This window comes from Streptococcus suis (assembly GCA_022354845.1).
Lineage (GTDB): Bacteria > Bacillota > Bacilli > Lactobacillales > Streptococcaceae > Streptococcus > Streptococcus suis_AA.
Map to the genome: position 1 here is coordinate 1,511,558 of CP031970.1, position 18,860 is coordinate 1,530,417.

An 18,860-nucleotide genomic window follows, 5' to 3' on the forward strand; every position below is an offset into this window, starting at 1 on the left:
AGCCATTTTTTTGCTATAATGAAGTTATGAAAACCTATCAAAAAATATATCTTCTTTTGAAAGAAAAAGAGGACTACATAAGTGGTGAAGATATGGCTAAGGAGCTAGGCATTTCACGAACATCCATTTGGAAGGCTATTCGCCAATTAGAAACCCTCGGTTTAACCATTGAAGCAGCCCGAAACCGTGGCTATAAACTGGCTGAAGGGGACTTACTCTTACCTGAATTGATTGCACAGGAACTTAACCTTCCAGTCCATCTCAATGGAAGCAGTGACTCCACCCAACTGGATGCCAAGCAAGGCATTGAACTAGGACATAGTAGCCCAGCACTCTACCTTGCACCACACCAAAACAAAGCAAAAGGACGATTCGGTCGACCATTTTACGCCTCAAAATCTGGTGGTATTTATATGTCACTTCGTCTATCGCCCAATGTCCCATTTCTTGCATTCAAACCATACACTATATTAGCTGCGGCTGCTGTGGTAAAAGCCATCCAGTCCCTCTGTGACTTGGATGTTCAAATCAAATGGGTCAACGACATCTATCTTGGACGCAAAAAAGTGGCTGGAATCTTAACCGAAGCAATTTCTTCGATGGAAAGTCAAACAGTAACTGACGTCATTATCGGTGTCGGCATCAATGTTCGTATTGACGATTTCCCAAAAGAACTACACCATATTGCAGGCAACCTTTTTGAGGAACAACCACCCTTTACCCGCAATCAACTCATCATAGCCATCTGGAAAGCTTTTCTTGAAACAGATGAACATGAATTAATCACGCTTTACAAAGAAAAATCACTTGTTGTCGGTCAACAAGTGAGCTTTGTAGAAAATCAAATTGAATTTAAAGGCAGAGCAATCGCCGTTACCGATACAGGTAATTTAGTGATTCAACTAGAGAATGGAAAAGCAAAGACAATCTCCAGCGGGGAAATCAGTCTTACTTCTTGGACTGCTTCTCCACCAGTTGAATAAATTTCGTTACTTTATAGGCAAAATGGAGGTTTCGATAGCCAATATAAGCATAAATTCCAGCTATTAAATAATCTCCTGTCAAAATAGAGGCATTCATAAAGTATACTGCTAATATTGTCGTAATGGCTAAAAAAAGAAATTGAGAAAGTTTCATAAAGTAGATTATACCAAAAAATCAGTCCTTCAGCTGATTTTTTATATGCTTTCTATGTAAAATTATGACTCTGCAAAAACAAAAACACCAAAATGTGAGGTGCTTTTGTAAGGAGATTATGAAAAATATTTAGGATTAATCATAGTATACATCATCCAAACAGATTGCGCATCCGACCAGAGACCGATATTGCTGTAGAAGTGGTCAAACCAAGCGCTCAATCATTTCGAATTTCAACTGCGTCGGCCAGAAATCCAAATTCTTCTGGAACTGGGCTGGTTTCGGTTTTGATTTCTTGTGTTTTTTGCCCTTTTGCCTTAGCCGAAAATTCTGCTCGTATGCTAACCCAATCCTCTTGAGCAATGGCTAAAATCTGTGGCGAAAAACCAGCTGCCTTGCTGAGAATATTTCCAAACATGGTGTTGAGATTATCACGTTTCATAGTCTGTTCGGCATTGAGTGGGGACTCAAAAGCAAGTATAGCATGGTTTTCATTCGCAGCAACTGGTTGAGAACCAACAAGCAAGGCACGATCTGCTCCAGATAAGCTTTCGATGATTTCTCCCCATGCATTTTGCAAACGCGTCAAATTTTCACGCGCCAAGGCTGGATTTTCCATAGCCTCTTGTAAAATAGCATGAACCTTGCTGGTATCCAATCGGTACTTCTTCGGAGCCTGTGGCTTGCGTGAAACTGGCTTAATAGCACTTGGTTGACTAGATAATTGACTTAGTTGTTTCTGCAAATCCGCAACTTGTTCTTGAAGATGAGCAAGTTGGCTGACCAAATCAGCTGGCAGCTCTGCGATTGCTCCCGAAGGTGAGCCTTCTTCTGCCAAACGAATTGTCATCATCTCCGCATAAATTTTCGGTTGAGGGCTAGACTTGATGTCTGACAAACCTTTTGTCACCATCTCAATCATAGTAAAAATCCGATCCTGAGCCAGAGCTAGATTTTCCGTAAAACCAGTGGTCAAATGGGTATTTTCACCACCCGTCTGTACAATGAGGAGATCCCTCAAATAATGCAAGAGGTCTGTGGCAAAACGGCTCATACTCTTTCCTTGATCAAACAAGGTTTGTAGATGTCCAAGTGCTGAGGCGCTATCTGCCTGACGGAGACTAGCCACATAATCATCCAAGGCACGTAAGCTGATGGAGCCTGTAATTTCCTCAGCAATATCCACAGTTACCTGCTGATGTTGACTAAGACTCAATGCCTGGTCCAATATGGACAAGGCATCCCGCATCCCACCTTCTGCCCGACGTGCAATGATGGTCAATGCTTGTTCATCAAAGGCAAGGCCTTCCTTGGTCAAAATTGCAGCCAAGTGCTCCTGAATGTCCGTCACCTTGATGGACTTAAATTCAAATCGTTGCACCCTTGACAGAATGGTAGCAGGAATCTTGTGCAATTCCGTAGTTGCTAGAATAAAGACCACATTCTCCGTTGGTTCTTCTAGGGTTTTCAATAGTGCGTTGAAGGCCCCTGTAGACAACATATGAACCTCGTCGATGATATAGACCTTATAGGTTGCAAGACTAGGCGCATAGGTCGATTTATCACGAATATCACGAATCTCATCTACACCATTATTGGAAGCTGCATCAATCTCAATGACATCTTCCAAGCTACCTTCCGTAATCGCTTGACAAATATAACAGTCGTTACAAGGTTCACCATCAACCTGATTCGGGCAATTCATGGCCTTGGCAAAAATTTTCGCAGCCGATGTCTTACCCGTTCCACGAGGACCAGAAAAGAGATAGGCATGGCTAATTTTCCCCTGCTCAATAGCTTGCTTGAGCGTCGTTGCGACCACCTCTTGCCCCACCATCTCCCCAAAGGTCTGGCTTCGGTACTTCCGATATAAAGCTTGGTACATTAGCGTTTTTCTCCAAACATAGCAAAATTCCAGTCCGTCTTCTCCACTAAGAGCGCGACGAACTGCTCAAGGTATTCCTGGTCAATGGTATCGTAATCAGCGACCAACCTAGAATCCAAGTCCAAAACGCCCAATAATTGGTCGTTTTTCACCATTGGCACCACAATTTCCGAAAGAGCTGTCGCATCGCAGGAAATATAATTGTCATGCAAACGAACATCCTCTACGATAATCGTCTGGCGTTTAGAAGCCGACTCACCGCAGACTCCTTTTCCAAGTGCAATATGAACACAGGAAACGCCACCTTGAAAAGGTCCCAAAATCAATTCACTACCATCATACAAGTAAAATCCTGTAAAGACAGAGTTTGGTAGAGCTTGATTAAGTAAGGCAGAAGCATTTGATAGATTGGCTAAAGCATTGGTTTCACCCTCTAAAAGAGCCTCCAATTGGGCCAACAATAATTGATAGTTTGAAATTTTTTCTTGTTTTGTCATACCATCATTATAGCATAGATAGAGGAACTTTTATAGTTCGGGCAATAAAGAAAAAGGCTTTCGCCTATTTCCACATCCAGTATATCAACAAGGCGTCAATCAAGACACCTACGGCCCAAGCTAGTTGAAAATACTTTTTCTGAGTTTTATGACGAAAATAGGCACCGCCAGCCCAAGCACCTAGACCACCACCAACATAGGTCATCATCAACAAGGTCTTTTCTGAAATTCGGTAAGAACCCTTTCTAGCCTTTCCCTTGTCAAGTCCATAGACTAAAAAAACGACCAGGTTCCAAATCATTAAGAACAATGCAAATCCCTGCTTTACAGACATATTCCCTCCATATCAGTAACATTTATTCCTAACTTTATCACATTAAAAATCGAAGAGCAAGAAAAAAACGACTCAATAAATGAATCGCTTTTTATAAATTTTGAATCGTATTTTGTAGCCATTGTAGCTGTGATTGATTGCGTTCAATGGCCCGTGACAGAATTAAATATTGCCCATAAGGAACATGTTCACCATCAGTTTCCGAAAAAAGTTCCTCTTTACGTTTTTCAAGATGACGCAAATGCTTTTCAATAACCTGAACCTGATAGGTTAATAATTCGGAAACTCTAGGATCTGAGCGGTCTTCAATAAAATACATTTTTATAGAAAAGATATCTTTTTGGTAAGGTGTAGATTCATTTGGAATGGCAAGCCATTGTTCCAAAATTTCTCGTCCTTTTGCAGTTAATTCATACTGCTTTTCTTTTTCGTTTCCTGGAACTGCATGGCAAGTTATCCAACCATCTTGAGTCATCCGTTTAAGTTCAGGGTATACTTGACTGTGAGCTACTTGCCAAAATTCTCCTAAATCTAGTTGAACAAAGTCAGTAATCTCTTTTCCAGTGACCCTACGGTTGCAAGTTGCTACTATTCCTAAAATGATATAGGGTAAAATTCTGTCTTTCGGCATTCTAACCACGCTCTCTTAAAATACTCTCCACCTTTGTATTGATTAAGTCGATGGCAACTACATTTGAAACACCCTCTGGTATCACGATATCCGCATAGCGCTTAGTCGGCTCAATAAACTGGTGATACATCGGTTTTACAACAGATGTATATTGCTCTATGATACTATCTAAGCTACGGCCACGCTCCTCCATATCACGTTTTATACGACGGATAATACGAATGTCATCATCAGTATCCACAAATACTTTGATGTCCATTAAATCCCGAAGACGTTTGTCTTCTAGTACTAAAATTCCCTCTACAATAAATACATCCTGAGGTTCTTGACGATAAGTCCTTTCTGACCGTGTATGCTGAGTATAATCATATATCGGAATATCCACTGAACGCCCAGCCAGTAATTCACTCAAATGATAGATCATCAAGTCTGTATCAAAGGCTAGTGGATGGTCATAATTGGTCAATATCCGTTCTTCAAAGGTTAAGTGGGACTGATTTTTATAGTAGGAGTCATGCTCAATCATTGAAATCCGTGCATTTGGAAAGTTATTTAAAATGGCACGAGAGACACTTGTTTTACCTCCACCTGAACCTCCGGTAACGCCAATTATTATTGGTTTTTGAGTCATTATCATCTCCTTCTATCTCAAGTTTGACACCTTTTTTTCATTACTATTTTATCACGAAACATGCTATAATGGAAAAAATAATACAATAGAAATGAGACATTATGATTGATTTTGGCATAATTGGCACTTCTCCTATCACTCATCAGTTTATCAAAGCAGCACTTCAAACGAATAAATATCAATTTAGAGCTGTTTTTTCTCGACACTATGATACAGCTGAATCCTTTGCAAAACCATATGAAAAGGTAGACTTGTTTACTGATTTTTCATCATTTTTATCTTCTGAAATTGACCTTGTTTACATTGCTAGTCCAAATTCCTTGCACTACCAGCAGGCAAAGGCCGTACTCTTGGCTGGAAAACACGCTATCGTTGAAAAGCCAATGGTATCAACTCCAGCAGAATTTGAAGATTTACGCCAAATTGCCTCTGAAAAAGGGCTATTCTTGTTTGAAGCAGCTCGAAACTTTCAAGAAGAATCCTTTCAGACGATTCGACAATTCTTGGCAGATAAATCCATTATCGGTGGGCATTTTTCTTATGCCAAATATTCTTCAAAAATGCCTGAATTGCTAGCTGGAAATACACCGAATATCTTTTCAGCTGATTTTTCAGGTGGCGCACTCATGGATCTTGGCGTCTATGCTGTTTATGCCGCCATAGGTCTTATCGGTGCCCCACATACAGCTCGTTACGTAGCCCAACAATTACCATCTAGTGTTGATTTAAATGGGCTTGGGCAACTAGTCTATGAAAACTTTACTGTGGGTATTCAAGCAGGAAAAAATATGACCAGTCATCTACCTAGCGAAATCTATACTAGCGAGGGTACTTTGACCTTAAACGCTTGTCAGCATATCAGCTCTGCTATTTTTACAAAAAATAATGGGGAGCAATACCAACTCCCTCTTGCTTCGAGGGACCAATCCATGATTGAAGAAGCCATGCATTTTGCACAAGTCATCGAAGAGGCAAATCACCCATTGGCAGATCAGTGGTTAGATGTTGCTTCAGATGTTCACCGGACCCTCTATCTGATGCGTCAAGACGCAGGAATTACATTTAAGGCGGATACTCATGAAAACTAATTTCCCTTCTGTATGGCAAGAAATGCTGGAAAAAGCTGGTTTTGATAGCTTGACTGATATTCAACAACAAGCATATGAGCCGATTTTTACAGGAAAAGACTTACTTGCAATCAGTCCAACTGGAACAGGAAAGACCCTAGCCTACCTCTGGCCAAGTCTACTTGCTCTTACCCCCAAAAAATCCCAGCAATTATTGATTCTGGCTCCAAATACAGAATTAGCTGGGCAGATTTTCGAAGTGTGTAAAGGCTGGTCCGAAGCTATCGGATTACAAGCACAGTTATTCTTATCAGGATCCAGTCAAAAACGACAAATTGAACGATTAAAAAAAGGGCCGGAAATCTTAATCGGTACACCTGGTCGCGTGTTTGAATTGATTAAATTAAAAAAAATAAAGATGATGAATATCAATACCATCATCTTAGATGAATTTGATCAGCTATTCTCTGATTCTCAATATCATTTTGTAGAAAAAATTATCAACTATGTTCCTCGCAATCATCAATTGATCTATATGAGTGCAACTGCTAAATTTGATCGGCAAAAGATTTCACCTACTGTTGAAACAATCGATTTATCGGAGCAAAAATTAGACAATATTCAGCACTATTATCTGATGGTTGAAAAACGTGATCGACAAAACTTGTTGAAAAAATTTGCAAATGTGCCAGATTTTCGAGCATTGGTCTTCTTTAATAGCTTATCTGATCTTGGTGCAACTGAAGAACGACTAAACTACAACGGAGCCAATGCAATTTCTCTCGCTTCTGATGTCAATGTCAAGTTTAGAAAGGTCATTATTGATCGATTTAAAGACCACCAGATCCAGCTCTTACTAGCCACAGATTTAGTAGCTCGTGGGATTGATATCGATAATTTAGAATGCGTCCTCAATTTTGAGGTTCCTTTTGACCAGGAAGCCTATACACATCGGGCTGGTCGAACTGGTCGAATGGGTAAGGATGGAGTGGTTATTACCCTTGTTTCAAATCCAAATGAACTCAAACAACTAAAAAAATATGCTTCTGTCCAAGAAGTTATCTTAAAAAATCAAGAGCTATATAAAGTATAATCTTTTCACTTTCTATTAGTGTGACGCTATTTATCAACTGGATAACCATCAATGTAATGCACAATGAACATCAAAAGTTTCCCAATTTCAGCTATCTGGGAGATCTTAAAGGCTGGAAATATTGCGAACTGTGTTCATATCATTAAGCCGACGATGATATTACACTGTACTTTCTCATTCCCATCTCACCACTACTCTTACCCAAACTGATAAAATTCCAAAAAAGAACAGAAGTTCAATCAAGCTTCTGTTCTTTTGTTTAGTTATTATTGCGTTGGCATAGTTGCCGATTGTTGATCATAATAAACAAACTGTGTATTTAGATTAGTACCTAAACTTTCTGAAACGGTAACCATACTGTATCCTTGAGAAGTTAAAAATTGCAATACCGAATCCAAGCTCTTAACAGTTTCCTTATGAATATCATGCATCAAAATAAAGGAACCAGGACAAGCATTTGACTTGACTTGATTTAAAATCGCCTGCGGATTGTGTGAAGACCAGTCTAGGGTATCTACATTCCAACAGATGGATGGAAGATTCACAACGTTTGCGACTTGCTTATTTACTGCACCATATGGAGGACGTACCAAACGTGATCGCTGACCAACTGCTTTTTCTATGGCAACTTGTGTTTTTTCAACCTCTTGACGAATGGTATCCGGAGAAAGTTTGGTTAAATTTGCATGACTCCAAGTATGGTTTGCAATCTCGTGACCTTCAGCTTTCATCCGTTGTAAAATCCACTCATTTCCTTCAATATTTTGCCCGATGACAAAGAAGGTAGCCTTCGCATTGTATTTCTTCAACAAATCCAATACCACTGGTGTCGTTGAGGAATTCGGACCATCATCAAATGTTAGAGAAATGTTTCTTGCAGTCTTTCTTCGTTCTAATTCTTCTAACTCTTGCAAATATTCTTTATAACCTGCCACATCTGCTTCAGATAGATAGTCACTGTTTAGAACAGGGTATAACTCCGATATGGGAATTGAAAGCGTGGTTTCTTGACTACCTTGTACGATTTTTACCTTTAGTTGGCTATCTTCATATGAGAATGGTAAACGGTCCAAATCAATGTCACCGATCAAGTTTAGTAGTTGTGTTTTTTCGCTGTCTGACAAAGAGCTTTGATCTAGCTTTTCTTTTAATTTATTGGATAAAATCTCTCTCGCGGCATCAGAATCTGTAAAAAAGCGTTTCAACGTGAAGAGTTGCTGATCTTCAGTAAGCAAGAGCTCCCCGATGGATTCTTCGCCATCCTTCTCAATTTCAAGTGTCGAAAGATGATATTCCTCGCTTTTGATTACCAGAGCCCGAACCTTTCTAAAGTTAGTTTTCCCAAGCCGGCTACTGACCAAAAATATTCGATTAATATTGCCCGTAGGCTTGGCTTCCCCTAATTTTTGATGAACATACTCTACCATTCTATTCTCAACTAAACCAATTTTCTTGCCAGCATCATCGGTTGGAATGGAAGCAACAACATGAGTGGAGCCCACATTTCCTGTTCTCAAGTTCGTTTGACCATGCTTTAAAAAGACACGTTCCTTTCTTGCAATGAACTGGGTTATTTGATTTTCTTGAATACGATGGTAAATCATTAGACTAAAAAAACAAATCATACCAACCAACAGTAGATTGGTTAGTATCAGTAATAATTTCTTCACGCGAGATTCCTCTTTCATATACACCTAAATCTATACTATAATATACTTTGTTTTTTGTCAAGTTGTAACCCCAATCAAAGCAAAAAAATCAGCCCCATTCTCGTCAAAATGTTAACAATCGGTGCTGATTCTTTAGGTATTTCTTGATTAATCCGCTCGAATAACCTCTACACGGTATCCATCAGGATCTGTAACAAAATAATAACGACCTGGACTTCCTGGCAAGCCTTTTATATCTGTCGTTGGATAGCCCAATTCTTTGTGTCTCGCATTGTCCCCTTCTAAGTCATCCGAAGAAAGAGCTAGATGTGAGAAGCCATCCCCTACGATATATGGACCATGATCATAATTGTAAGTCAATTCAATCTCAAAGTCATCCCCTTCAAGTACTAAGTAAACCAAAGTAAACTTGTGCTCTGGATAGTCCTTGCGACGGGTTTCCTTAAATCCAAATCCCTCTTCATAAAATTTTTGAGATGCTTCTAGGTTTTCAACACGCAAACATGCATGTAGCATTTTTTTACTTGCCATAATAAATTCCTCCTACCATTTAATACCACCAGTATACCATACTCTCTATGAAAACTCCGATATTCAAAACTAAAAAAAAACCTGAGCGAACTCAGGCCTTAGATGAATTATGCTTCCAAGTAGTACTCTTTCACAATGTTCAAGTTTTCATCCAATTCGAATACAAGTGGTGGGAAGTTTGGAATTTCCACATCCATGATTTCGTCATCAGACAATTGTTTGATGTGTTTTACAAGGGCACGGATTGAGTTACCATGTGCACCTACGAACACGTTTTTACCGTCTTTCAATGCTGGAGCAATTTTATCTTCCCAGAATGGAAGGGCGCGCTCAAGCGTAACTTTCAAGTTTTCTGCATCTGGAATAACTGAGTCATCAAGATGTGCATAGCGACGGTCAGTGTGTGCTGAATGCTCATGATCTTTAGCCATTTCTGGTGGCAAAGTATCATAAGAACGACGCCAGATGTGCACTTGCTCATCACCAAATTCAGCAGCAGCTTCTGCTTTGTTCAAACCTGTCAAACCACCGTAGTGACGTTCGTTTAAACGCCAAGTTTTTTCAACTGGTACCCATAATTGATCTGCAGCTTCAAGAGCCAAGTTTGTAGTCTTGATAGCACGTTTCAAAACAGATGTATAAGCAAGGTCAAATTCGATACCTGCTTCTTTGATTAATTTACCAGCATCAATTGCTTGTTGTGTACCTTTTTCAGACAAATCAACATCAGCCCAACCAGTGAAAAGGTTAGCTTTGTTCCATTCAGACTCACCATGGCGAGCAAAAACCAATTTTACCATTATATGGATTCTCCTTTAAATTTTGAGGTTCCCCTCTTGTACTTTTCTATTTTACACGAATTGGTCAGAAAATGCTAGTTTTTCCACAATCTGTTTACGCTTACATTTTTCTTTCTTGAAAATTCAGTCTGTAGACCTAGCTTTCTTCTTAGGATTTACGAAAAAAAGTGATATAATAGTTAGGCTGAGCACGACTGTTCTGATTAGATTTCAAGGAGAATTCATGAAGAAAGTAGCTATCGTGTCTGCATTTCGATCTGCTATAGGCAGTTTTGGAGGCAGTCTAAAAGATATAAACATTGCTGAACTTGGCGCACGGGTTCTCGAAGCAGCTTTACAAAACAAACAAATACCAGCTGACGTTGTAGATGAAGTTATTTTTGGCAACGTCCTTTCTGCTGGTCACGGACAAAATATTGCACGCCAAATTGCTTTACGCGCGGGTATTCCAGAGACCACTTCTGCTTATGTGGTCAATAAGGTCTGTGGCTCTGGACTCAAATCAGTCCTTCTTGCGGCTCAATCCATCCTTCTTGACGATAACGACGTCGTTGTAGCTGGTGGTATCGAAATCATGAGTCAGGCGGCCTACTTATCCAAGTCAAGCCGTTTTGGGAGTAAGTTTGGTCATATTACCTTGGAAGATTCCATGTTAAAGGATGGTTTGACAGATGCCTTCAATGACTATCACATGGGTATTACCGCTGAAAATGTTGCCGAACGCTATCATGTCAGTCGCGAAGAGCAAGATGCATTTGCCCACACCAGCCAAGAAAAGGCTGCAAAAGCTATCGCTGAAGGGCGTTTCACTGAAGAAATTGTTCCAATTAGGCTGAACAGTCGAAAAGGCGAAACTATTTTTGCCACAGATGAGTATCCTCGTCTGACGCCAATTGAAAAATTGGCAACACTCCGTCCAGCTTTCAAAAAGGATGGAACTGTCACCGCAGCCAATGCTTCTGGCATCAACGACGGCTGTGCTGTCTTGGTACTCATGTCTGATGAGAAAGCAAGTGAGCTAAATATTCAGCCACTTGCTTATATCGAATCATACGCAACTAGCGGTTTAGATCCCGCATTGATGGGACTTGGACCTATTACTGCTAGCCAAAAAGCGCTACAAAAACTGAATAAAACAGTCGAGGATATCGATCTATTCGAACTCAACGAGGCATTTGCAGCCCAATCAATTCCAGTTGTCAAACAACTTGGTATTGATCCTGCAAAAGTCAATGTCAATGGTGGAGCAATCGCACTAGGTCATCCAATTGGAGCAAGTGGTAGCCGGATTTTGGTTACCCTAATCCATGAATTAATCAAGCAAAATAAAGAGCTCGGACTCTGTTCACTCTGCATTGGAGGGGGACAAGGAATTTCCCTCATCATTTCCAATGCTCAGACAAACTAACCTAACCAATAACAAAGGAAACATTATGAACATCGGTATTGATAAAATCGGTTTTGCGGCACCCGATTATGTTTTAGATTTGGCAGATTTGGCCCATGCCCGCAATGTTGACCCCAATAAATTTAAAATTGGTCTTCTTCAATCAGAAATGGCTGTAACTCCTGTTACTCAAGATATTGTCAGTCTTGGTGCAAAGGCTGCTGAAGCCATTCTAACGGAAGAAGATAAACAAACCATTGATATGGTTATTGTCGGTACAGAATCCAGCGTAGACCAAAGTAAAGCAGCAGCTGTTACCATTCATGGATTACTCGGCATCCAACCTTTTGCTCGTTCCATCGAGATGAAAGAGGCTTGTTACGGTGCAACTGCTGGCCTGAGCCTCGCTAAAAGCCACATATCTCTATTTCCAGAATCTAAAGTCTTGGTTATTGCCAGTGATATTGCCAAATACGGAGTTGCATCAGGTGGCGAACCTACACAAGGTGCCGGAGCTGTTGCCATGTTGGTAACCGCAAATCCACGTACCTTGGTTCTCAACAACGATAACGTCTGTCAGACACGTGATATCTATGACTTTTGGCGTCCAAACTATGACAAGTACCCACGTGTTGATGGTAAATTTTCAACTGAACAATATACCGATTGCTTGACAACAACTTTCGACTATTATCGACAAAAAACAGGCAAAACACTTAAAGACTTTGCTGCCATGTGCTTACATATTCCATTCTCCAAGCAAGGCCTTAAAGGATTGCAAGCTATTGCTCAGGATGAAGAAACTCTTAGTCGCTTGACCGAACGTTTCCAGGAAGCTATCGTCTATAATAAGGTCGTCGGCAACGTCTACACTGGCTCTATTTTCCTCTCTCTTCTTTCCCTTTTGGAAAATAGCAGAGCGTTAGAGGCAGGGGATCAAATCCTCTTTTATAGTTATGGTAGCGGTGCTGTATGTGAGATTTTTAGCGGATCCCTTGTTGAGGGTTATCAGAACTACTTAGAAGAGAATCGTTTAGAACAACTCAATGAGCGTACAAAACTCAGTGTAGAAGAATATGAACAAGTCTTCTTTGAAGAAGTTTCTCTTGATGAAACCGGAACATCTCTTGACCTACCAGCAGACCAAAGTCCCTTTGCCCTTATCAAAGTGGAAAACCACAAACGTATCTATCGTAAATATAGTCGAATGAATTAGCTTTCAGACAAGGAACTGAGGTGCAGGTAGCTAGAACAGCCTAAAGGCTGTTCTAGGTTGGAAATAAGACTTGCGAAGCAAGTCACTTTCGCAGAGTACGGCAAGCCGAAAGTGACGATGTATCAAAGCTAATTCAAATGACTTTAGAAGCCAAAATGGCGCCCTTTGGCTCTCACCAAGGGGCGCTTTCTTGTAGAAAGAGGAACCTATGTCAACTTTTTCCGGATTTTATAAAAAATCACGCCAAGAACGCATTGATATTCTCCAACAGAATCGTTCCCTATCCGAAGATAGCTTAGACATTCTATACAAAGACGAAAACCTTCCAGAAGCAATTGCAGGAAAGATGACAGAAAATCATCTAGGAACATTTTCCTTACCTTTTTCTGTACTCCCAGAACTTCTAGTGGATGGACAGACTCATTCTGTACCCATGGTCACTGAAGAACCTTCTGTGGTTGCAGCTGCGTCTTTCGGAGCCAAAATCATCGCTAAATCTGGCGGTTTTACAACGACTATTCATAACCGTATCATGATTGGACAAGTTGCTCTCTACGCTATTTCGGACCATAGCAGAGCGACACAGGCAATCCTTGACCAGAAGGAGAGTATTTTAGAAACTGCCAATCAAGCACACCCTTCTATTGTTAAACGAGGGGGAGGTGCAAGAGAATTGACTGTTGAGAGTAAGGACGAGTTTTTGATTGTCTATCTTCAGGTTGATGTACAAGAAGCCATGGGAGCCAATATCCTCAATAACATGTTAGAAGCTATTAAGGATGACTTAGAAGAGCTCAGCAAGGGACAGGCTTTGATGGGAATCCTCTCCAACTATGCAACCGAGTCACTGGTCACCGCCCAATGTCATATTACCATCTCAAGTCTGGCTGCCAGCTCTGCCACTGCTCAAGAAACTGCTCAAAAAATAGCCCTGGCAAGCAAACTGGCGCAAGTGGACCCTTATCGTGCTGCGACACATAACAAAGGGATTTTTAATGGTATAGATGCTGTCGTTATCGCTACAGGAAATGACTGGCGGGCAGTCGAAGCCGGGGCCCATGCTTATGCCAGCCGTGATGGACAATACAAGGGCCTTTCTACTTGGTCCATTGATGACGATCACTTGGTCGGCTCCATCACTCTACCTCTTCCGATTGCCTCTGTCGGTGGCTCTATCGGGCTCAATCCAAAGGTAGCAGTTGCTTTTGACCTTCTCCAACAACCAAAGGCACGCCAATTAGCTTCTATCATCGCTTCTGTCGGTCTCTGTCAGAACTTTGCTGCCCTGCGTGCTCTTGTTACTTCAGGTATTCAGTCTGGTCACATGAAGCTTCAGGCAAAATCCCTAGCGCTACTTGCTGGTGCCGTAGAGCATGAAGTAGACCAACTAGCCCAACTTCTGCGGAAAGAAAAGCACAGCAACCTAGAAACTGCTCAAAACTTATTAGCAAAAATGAGAGAACATTAAAAAAGAGGGACCCCCCTCTTTTTTAATTTATTATTTGCTCCATACGGAACTTTTGTGGTTTCATTCCTTGGCGTTCATAAAAACGGACAGCTCCTGCATTGTCAGCCCATACATCCAAGGTAAGATTGTGGCACCCCTGCTCCTTAGCATAGGAAAGAGCAAATTCATACAGTTGCTCACCAATTTTTTGACCACGGATAGAGCTGGCTACACACAAATCATCAATGAATAAGGTCTTGATTGGTTCTAAAACATCACCGCTTGTAGTCCTAAATTCACAAAATAAATGCCCAACCACTTGTCCCTCTAGTTCAAAGACAAAAATAGGCTTATCTGGATTTTCCAAAAGTGCTACTAATTTAGCCTCAGAAAATTTTTGACCTTCACTTTTAAAAATATCTGGTCGTGCCTGGTGATGCACCTGTAAAATATCTTGTAATAATTCATTTAAAACTGGAATATCAGATGGTCTGGCTTTACGGATTGTCATAAAAAACCTCCCCTTTTTTATTTTTTCTATTATAGCACATGTTTATTTTTTAACAAAATAGGTCTGCAGACCGATGAAGAATCTGAAAATTCATGTATACTATAAGTGTATCCTAAAATTTTTCATAAATCTCCAAAAAGAATCAGCCCGCCAAGGCTGGTTTTTTTTTATTGTATTAAAACGAGAATGTGTAATATAGAAAATTACCAAAATTTTGCCCTTCTTTGACGCAAAAGGCTTTTGCTTCATCTCCAACCTCCCAGAGTTACTCATCTTATCCCTCCCCTCCTTTCCGCTATTATTTCTTCTTTTTCCACTTCACAATCTGCCGTATCACAAATGACAGAACCAACAAGCCAGCTAACCAATAAATCGTTGCTTTTCCTCCTGTTTTATTCGGTCATTTCCTTGACCTTGATTATAGCTTATCACGGTTATTCCGTGTTATCAACAACTTTTTTTGTTTTTCCCGTGAATTTTTTGCTTTTTCTTGATTTTATCACGGAAAAAACGTAAAATTATCTTTGGAAAGCGAGGATAACCTTATGTCATTAGGAAATAAAGAGGTTATGTCAAATAATCTAAAATACTACATGAACAAAAAAGGGGTTGATAGAAACCAACTCTGTTCTGATTTAGATTTGAAATATATGACCGTTTCTGATTGGATAAACGCTAAAACCTATCCCAGAATCGATAAAATCGAATCACTTGCAAATTATTTTGGAATTAACAAATCGGATTTGATTGAAGAAAAATCCACAATTCCTTCTTCTTCCATCCCTCTTCCCAACTTCGACCCACGGCAAGCCATTCTCTTATCCAACTATTCCAAGCTCAATGAGACATGCAAGAATAAGCTTCTGGCAACCTCTGGGATGCTTCTAGCCGAAGAGCAAGGTAAAATCATTGATATATCAGAAAAACGTGCAGAATACGACGCTAGAAAGCGTCTTAGTTTATCTGTACCTGGTAAAGTCTCAGCAGGCACAGGCTACTGGCAAGAGGATGACTATGACACTATGGTAGACTTCTACGCAGACGATATACCAGATGAAAAAGACTATGACACAGTTGCTATCGTCGTTGGTCATTCGATGGAGCCGAAAATCAAAAACGGCGACTTTTTATTTATTAAACTCAAGGACCAGGTAGATCTAAACAAAATCGGCATCTTTCAAGTGGACGGCGAAAATTATGTCAAGAAATTAAAAAACGACTGTTTAGAATCACTCAATAAAGACTATGACAACATCCCAATCACAGCAGACACCGACTTCCGAACCATCGGGGAAGTCGTGGATATTTATAGGGAGAAATGACCCCCTGTGGTAATTGAAGAGTTTAATAACTTTGTTAATTAAAAATACGTGCACGCCCACAGCACGAAAAACGGGCAGGAGATTTATATGGAAAATAACGTCACAGTAAATGTATACACACAAAACGAGAGTTATTTTGACGGCGGATTATTAAGTTATATTGGACACAGTTTACTTGCTGCACTAATTACTATCTGCACCTTTGGTATATGCGCTCCTTGGGGAATTTGCATCATGATTAGTTGGAAAACTAAGCATACAGTAATCGATGGCCAAAGACTCTACTTTGACGGATCTGCAATGCAGTTATTCGGAAACTGGATAAAATGGCTATTGTTAACTATCGTTACATTAGGTATCTACTCATTCTGGTTAAATATCAAACTTGATCAATGGATTACTAAACATACGCATCATATTGGTTAAGACGAAAAGCGCACTGCCACCCGACTATTCCACTATCATCGTAAAGTCGTGGAGGTGTATAGGGAGAGGTAAATACAATATAAAAAACAAAAGTATCTTTTTAAGAACATTTTCGTTTGACAAATATTCGCTAATGTTTTATCATATACCTATGATTAAGACTTAGCAACGCTTGCACCTTGCAGCGTACCAGTGCTAAGTCGTTTTTTGTTTTATAAGGAGCAGCTATGAAGCAAGGTAAAACAATTGATGAACAACTAAGTCAGTTGAAAGAACGAGGATTAGATATACCGGACTATCAGAAAGCGTATAGAACCCTTCAAAATGTCAATTATTATACAATTACAGGCTACCTATTTCCCTTCAAAGATAAAATTACAGGACACTATCAGCCTGGCACATCCGTAGAATTGGCCATCACACGCTATTACTTCGATAGTGAGATGAGAACGATTTTGATGTCCCTCATATCTGAAGCAGAGGAAATGCTAAAAACACGCATAGCATATAATATCGCGGTTCATCACAAAGATGACCCTCTAATCTATACAGATGCCAACTATTGGAAATCAGCAAAAGATCATCAACGCTTTATGACCGATTTCCAAAAAAGTATTGCTAATAATAGTGAAGTATTATTTGTCAAGCACCATATCAATAAGTACCGTGGACAATTCCCAATCTGGGTAGCTGTCAATTTGCTGACACTTGGAAATCTCAAATATCTCTATAAGAATATCCCTAGCAGAGACAGGAAAAATATCAGCAAAGAACTGAATCTCTCTCCTGGTACTTTGGATAGCTGGATTGATAACCTAAGAATACTAAGAAATAAAATTGCTCACAATATGAGGCTCTACGGAGTTTCATTCATCAATACCCCTCGTTGGGAAAAGCACCACACAAAACGTCATAATACAAATAAATTGTTTGTTCATATTTTGATGCTAAAAACCCTCTTGGAAGATTCTCCAATCTGGGAAACCAATAGAGGTAAATTCGTTGAAATTATGAATAGGTATAGCGAAAATATTCAACCAATTGACCTAGGTTTCCCAGATAATTGGCTTAATTTGCTGAATTAACAAAAAAATCCCCACACTCTCCGTCGCCAAACCTTGAGTGTGAGGTATCTTGTACAATAAAGAATAGGCATTAAATGGCCCTCTTTACCGTACCCATTTTATCAGAAAATGAGGTAAAAAACAATGTGGGATGAACAACTTCCAGACGGCAGATATAAATTTTTTGAACGTTATAAAGACCCATACACTGGCAAGTGGAAAAGAGTAGCTACAATCTTGACAAGTAATTCAAGTAGAGCACAGAAACAAGCACAGAAAATACTGGATGCAAAGATAGCGGACATCCTCAGCAAGCTGAAAAGCTCTGAAATGCTATTTACTGATTTATTCGACCAATGGTGGACTTTCTACCAACAAGAAATCAAACGGACCTCTATCGCTTCTCTGAAGGGTAATATTAAAGAAATCAGAGAGAGTTTCGGCATTGGCGTCAAAGTAGTCAATATTGACCCAAAATACGTCCAAAATTACCTAGACAACCTGGACTGCTCTAGGAATAAAAAAGAGCGTAACAAATCCATGCTCAACCTTGCTTTTGATTATGCAGTTGACTTGGACATCACCAAAGACAATCCATCAAGAAGAGCCAAGTTGCCACGGATTAAGAAGACTTTGGAAGATTGGAAAAAGGTGGAAGAAAAATATCTTGAGGAAATCGTGAAACATTCATGACCAAAAGGGAAATGGAAATTATCGAGGAATTGGAATTCGTGAATGAGCTAGAAAAGAATACCAACCCACGTTATCGGGATATGGGTTACATCTTCACAACTAAGAACGGTGTTCCAATCCAGACCAATTCTTTCAACTTGGCGCTAAAGAAAGCAAATGAAAGGTTAGATAAACCAATCCAGAAAAATCTGACCAATCACATCTTCCGTCATACTTTAGTCAGTCGCTTAGCAGAAAACAGAGTTCACTTGAAAGCTATCATGGACCGTGTCGGACATGCAGATGCTAAGACTACAACCCAAATTTACACCCATGTCACAAAGAAACTCAAGGCAAATGTAGCTGAAATCATGGAAAATTACTGATTTTATGCCCTTCTTTGATGCAAAAGGCTTTCGCTTCATCTCCAACCTCCCAGAGTCACTCCCCTGACTCTTTGACGCAAAAGGCTTTTGCTTCATCTCCAACCTCCCAGAGTCACTCCCCTGACTCTGGGAGCCCCAAAACACAGAAAAAAG

Annotated in this window: 19 protein-coding genes and 1 pseudogene; 10 read left to right on the forward strand and 10 right to left on the reverse strand. The window is 40.1% G+C overall.

Annotation, left to right across the window (positions count from 1 at the left end; all coding sequences use genetic code 11):
• The first annotated feature begins 26 nt into the window (after positions 1-26).
• Positions 27-983: a bifunctional biotin--[acetyl-CoA-carboxylase] ligase/biotin operon repressor BirA gene (gene birA, locus D2A30_07945; GenBank protein ULL21506.1), complete on the forward strand. Its 957-nt coding sequence runs from the start codon at positions 27-29 to the stop codon at positions 981-983.
• On the opposite strand, the gene D2A30_07950 is transcribed toward birA, so the two are convergent.
• The 6 genes from D2A30_07950 to D2A30_07975 all read right to left on the reverse strand — a co-directional run bounded on the left by D2A30_07950 (position 949) and on the right by D2A30_07975 (position 5,115).
• Complete coding sequence (locus D2A30_07950; GenBank protein ULL21507.1) at positions 949-1,137, reverse strand: DUF3272 family protein; 189 nt, start codon at positions 1,135-1,137, stop codon at positions 949-951. The two genes, birA and D2A30_07950, sit on opposite strands and share 35 nt — an antisense overlap.
• A gap of 217 nt (positions 1,138-1,354) precedes the next feature.
• Positions 1,355-3,022 (reverse strand): DNA polymerase III subunit gamma/tau, encoded by a 1,668-nt coding sequence (locus tag D2A30_07955; protein ID ULL21508.1) that lies wholly within the window; start codon positions 3,020-3,022, stop codon positions 1,355-1,357.
• Positions 3,022-3,519 carry a GAF domain-containing protein gene (locus tag D2A30_07960; GenBank protein ID ULL21509.1) on the reverse strand — a complete coding sequence of 166 codons (498 nt, stop codon included), beginning with the start codon at positions 3,517-3,519 and terminating at the stop codon, positions 3,022-3,024. The genes D2A30_07955 and D2A30_07960 overlap by 1 nt, the downstream gene beginning before the upstream one ends.
• 64 nt (positions 3,520-3,583) lie before the next feature.
• Positions 3,584-3,853, reverse strand: a complete 270-nt coding sequence (locus D2A30_07965; GenBank protein ULL21510.1) for a DUF1294 domain-containing protein — start codon at positions 3,851-3,853, stop codon at positions 3,584-3,586.
• A gap of 91 nt (positions 3,854-3,944) precedes the next feature.
• Positions 3,945-4,484, reverse strand: a complete 540-nt coding sequence (locus D2A30_07970) for a PadR family transcriptional regulator (GenBank protein ID ULL21511.1) — start codon at positions 4,482-4,484, stop codon at positions 3,945-3,947.
• Position 4,485: 1 nt separating this feature from the next.
• On the reverse strand, positions 4,486-5,115 hold the full coding sequence (locus D2A30_07975) for a uridine kinase (protein ID ULL21512.1): 630 nt from the start codon (positions 5,113-5,115) through the stop codon (positions 4,486-4,488).
• 101 nt (positions 5,116-5,216) lie between these two features.
• Between D2A30_07975 and D2A30_07980 the strand changes: the two genes are divergently transcribed.
• Positions 5,217-6,203: a gfo/Idh/MocA family oxidoreductase gene (locus D2A30_07980; GenBank protein ID ULL21513.1), complete on the forward strand. Its 987-nt coding sequence runs from the start codon at positions 5,217-5,219 to the stop codon at positions 6,201-6,203.
• Positions 6,193-7,275, forward strand: coding sequence for a DEAD/DEAH box helicase (locus tag D2A30_07985; GenBank protein ID ULL21514.1), 1,083 nt, complete (start codon positions 6,193-6,195; stop codon positions 7,273-7,275). The genes D2A30_07980 and D2A30_07985 overlap by 11 nt, the downstream gene beginning before the upstream one ends.
• A 266-nt stretch (positions 7,276-7,541) precedes the next feature.
• Here the strand turns inward: D2A30_07985 and D2A30_07990 are convergent, their stop codons facing one another.
• The 3 genes from D2A30_07990 to D2A30_08000 form a co-directional block, all read right to left on the reverse strand.
• Positions 7,542-8,963: a peptidoglycan GlcNAc deacetylase gene (locus tag D2A30_07990; protein ID ULL21515.1), complete on the reverse strand. Its 1,422-nt coding sequence runs from the start codon at positions 8,961-8,963 to the stop codon at positions 7,542-7,544.
• Positions 8,964-9,092: 129 nt separating this feature from the next.
• On the reverse strand, positions 9,093-9,476 hold the full coding sequence (locus D2A30_07995) for a lactoylglutathione lyase (protein ID ULL21516.1): 384 nt from the start codon (positions 9,474-9,476) through the stop codon (positions 9,093-9,095).
• A 107-nt stretch (positions 9,477-9,583) separates the two neighbouring features.
• A complete protein-coding gene (locus D2A30_08000) occupies positions 9,584-10,276 on the reverse strand; it encodes a 2,3-bisphosphoglycerate-dependent phosphoglycerate mutase (GenBank protein ID ULL21517.1) in 693 nt (230 codons plus the stop codon).
• A 223-nt stretch (positions 10,277-10,499) separates the two neighbouring features.
• On the opposite strand from D2A30_08000, the gene D2A30_08005 reads away from it, so the two are divergent.
• The 3 genes from D2A30_08005 (at position 10,500) to D2A30_08015 (ending at position 14,347) form a co-directional block, all read left to right on the forward strand.
• Positions 10,500-11,684 carry an acetyl-CoA C-acetyltransferase gene (locus D2A30_08005; protein ID ULL21518.1) on the forward strand — a complete coding sequence of 395 codons (1,185 nt, stop codon included), beginning with the start codon at positions 10,500-10,502 and terminating at the stop codon, positions 11,682-11,684.
• Positions 11,685-11,709: 25 nt separating this feature from the next.
• Positions 11,710-12,879 carry a hydroxymethylglutaryl-CoA synthase gene (locus D2A30_08010; protein ID ULL21519.1) on the forward strand — a complete coding sequence of 390 codons (1,170 nt, stop codon included), beginning with the start codon at positions 11,710-11,712 and terminating at the stop codon, positions 12,877-12,879.
• Between the two features lie 208 nt (positions 12,880-13,087).
• Entirely contained in the window at positions 13,088-14,347 is a 1,260-nt protein-coding gene (locus tag D2A30_08015; GenBank protein ULL21520.1) for a hydroxymethylglutaryl-CoA reductase, degradative, read from the forward strand.
• A 22-nt stretch (positions 14,348-14,369) separates the two neighbouring features.
• Here the strand turns inward: D2A30_08015 and D2A30_08020 are convergent, their stop codons facing one another.
• Complete coding sequence (locus D2A30_08020; protein ID ULL21521.1) at positions 14,370-14,837, reverse strand: GNAT family N-acetyltransferase; 468 nt, start codon at positions 14,835-14,837, stop codon at positions 14,370-14,372.
• A gap of 545 nt (positions 14,838-15,382) precedes the next feature.
• Between D2A30_08020 and D2A30_08025 the strand changes: the two genes are divergently transcribed.
• From D2A30_08025 to D2A30_08040, 4 genes and pseudogenes are all read left to right on the forward strand, one after another.
• Positions 15,383-16,159: an XRE family transcriptional regulator gene (locus D2A30_08025; GenBank protein ULL21522.1), complete on the forward strand. Its 777-nt coding sequence runs from the start codon at positions 15,383-15,385 to the stop codon at positions 16,157-16,159.
• A gap of 87 nt (positions 16,160-16,246) precedes the next feature.
• Positions 16,247-16,585 (forward strand): DUF898 family protein, encoded by a 339-nt coding sequence (locus tag D2A30_08030; protein ID ULL21523.1) that lies wholly within the window; start codon positions 16,247-16,249, stop codon positions 16,583-16,585.
• Positions 16,586-16,812: 227 nt separating this feature from the next.
• Positions 16,813-17,670, forward strand: coding sequence for an Abi family protein (locus D2A30_08035; GenBank protein ID ULL21524.1), 858 nt, complete (start codon positions 16,813-16,815; stop codon positions 17,668-17,670).
• A 123-nt stretch (positions 17,671-17,793) separates the two neighbouring features.
• A pseudogene (locus D2A30_08040) lies at positions 17,794-18,707 on the forward strand (site-specific integrase).
• Positions 18,708-18,860 lie beyond the last annotated feature (153 nt).

What these genes read in the sequence shown, in the direction of transcription:
- birA (ULL21506.1), top strand. Translation starts at nt 27, where the DNA reads ATGAAAACCTATCAAAAAATATATCTTCTTTTGAAAGAAAAAGAGGAC.
- D2A30_07950 (ULL21507.1), bottom strand. Translation starts at nt 1,137, where the DNA reads ATGAAACTTTCTCAATTTCTTTTTTTAGCCATTACGACAATATTAGCA.
- D2A30_07955 (ULL21508.1), bottom strand. Translation starts at nt 3,022, where the DNA reads ATGTACCAAGCTTTATATCGGAAGTACCGAAGCCAGACCTTTGGGGAG.
- D2A30_07960 (ULL21509.1), bottom strand. Translation starts at nt 3,519, where the DNA reads ATGACAAAACAAGAAAAAATTTCAAACTATCAATTATTGTTGGCCCAA.
- D2A30_07965 (ULL21510.1), bottom strand. Translation starts at nt 3,853, where the DNA reads ATGTCTGTAAAGCAGGGATTTGCATTGTTCTTAATGATTTGGAACCTG.
- D2A30_07970 (ULL21511.1), bottom strand. Translation starts at nt 4,484, where the DNA reads ATGCCGAAAGACAGAATTTTACCCTATATCATTTTAGGAATAGTAGCA.
- D2A30_07975 (ULL21512.1), bottom strand. Translation starts at nt 5,115, where the DNA reads ATGACTCAAAAACCAATAATAATTGGCGTTACCGGAGGTTCAGGTGGA.
- D2A30_07980 (ULL21513.1), top strand. Translation starts at nt 5,217, where the DNA reads ATGATTGATTTTGGCATAATTGGCACTTCTCCTATCACTCATCAGTTT.
- D2A30_07985 (ULL21514.1), top strand. Translation starts at nt 6,193, where the DNA reads ATGAAAACTAATTTCCCTTCTGTATGGCAAGAAATGCTGGAAAAAGCT.
- D2A30_07990 (ULL21515.1), bottom strand. Translation starts at nt 8,963, where the DNA reads ATGAAAGAGGAATCTCGCGTGAAGAAATTATTACTGATACTAACCAAT.
- D2A30_07995 (ULL21516.1), bottom strand. Translation starts at nt 9,476, where the DNA reads ATGGCAAGTAAAAAAATGCTACATGCATGTTTGCGTGTTGAAAACCTA.
- D2A30_08000 (ULL21517.1), bottom strand. Translation starts at nt 10,276, where the DNA reads ATGGTAAAATTGGTTTTTGCTCGCCATGGTGAGTCTGAATGGAACAAA.
- D2A30_08005 (ULL21518.1), top strand. Translation starts at nt 10,500, where the DNA reads ATGAAGAAAGTAGCTATCGTGTCTGCATTTCGATCTGCTATAGGCAGT.
- D2A30_08010 (ULL21519.1), top strand. Translation starts at nt 11,710, where the DNA reads ATGAACATCGGTATTGATAAAATCGGTTTTGCGGCACCCGATTATGTT.
- D2A30_08015 (ULL21520.1), top strand. Translation starts at nt 13,088, where the DNA reads ATGTCAACTTTTTCCGGATTTTATAAAAAATCACGCCAAGAACGCATT.
- D2A30_08020 (ULL21521.1), bottom strand. Translation starts at nt 14,837, where the DNA reads ATGACAATCCGTAAAGCCAGACCATCTGATATTCCAGTTTTAAATGAA.
- D2A30_08025 (ULL21522.1), top strand. Translation starts at nt 15,383, where the DNA reads ATGTCATTAGGAAATAAAGAGGTTATGTCAAATAATCTAAAATACTAC.
- D2A30_08030 (ULL21523.1), top strand. Translation starts at nt 16,247, where the DNA reads ATGGAAAATAACGTCACAGTAAATGTATACACACAAAACGAGAGTTAT.
- D2A30_08035 (ULL21524.1), top strand. Translation starts at nt 16,813, where the DNA reads ATGAAGCAAGGTAAAACAATTGATGAACAACTAAGTCAGTTGAAAGAA.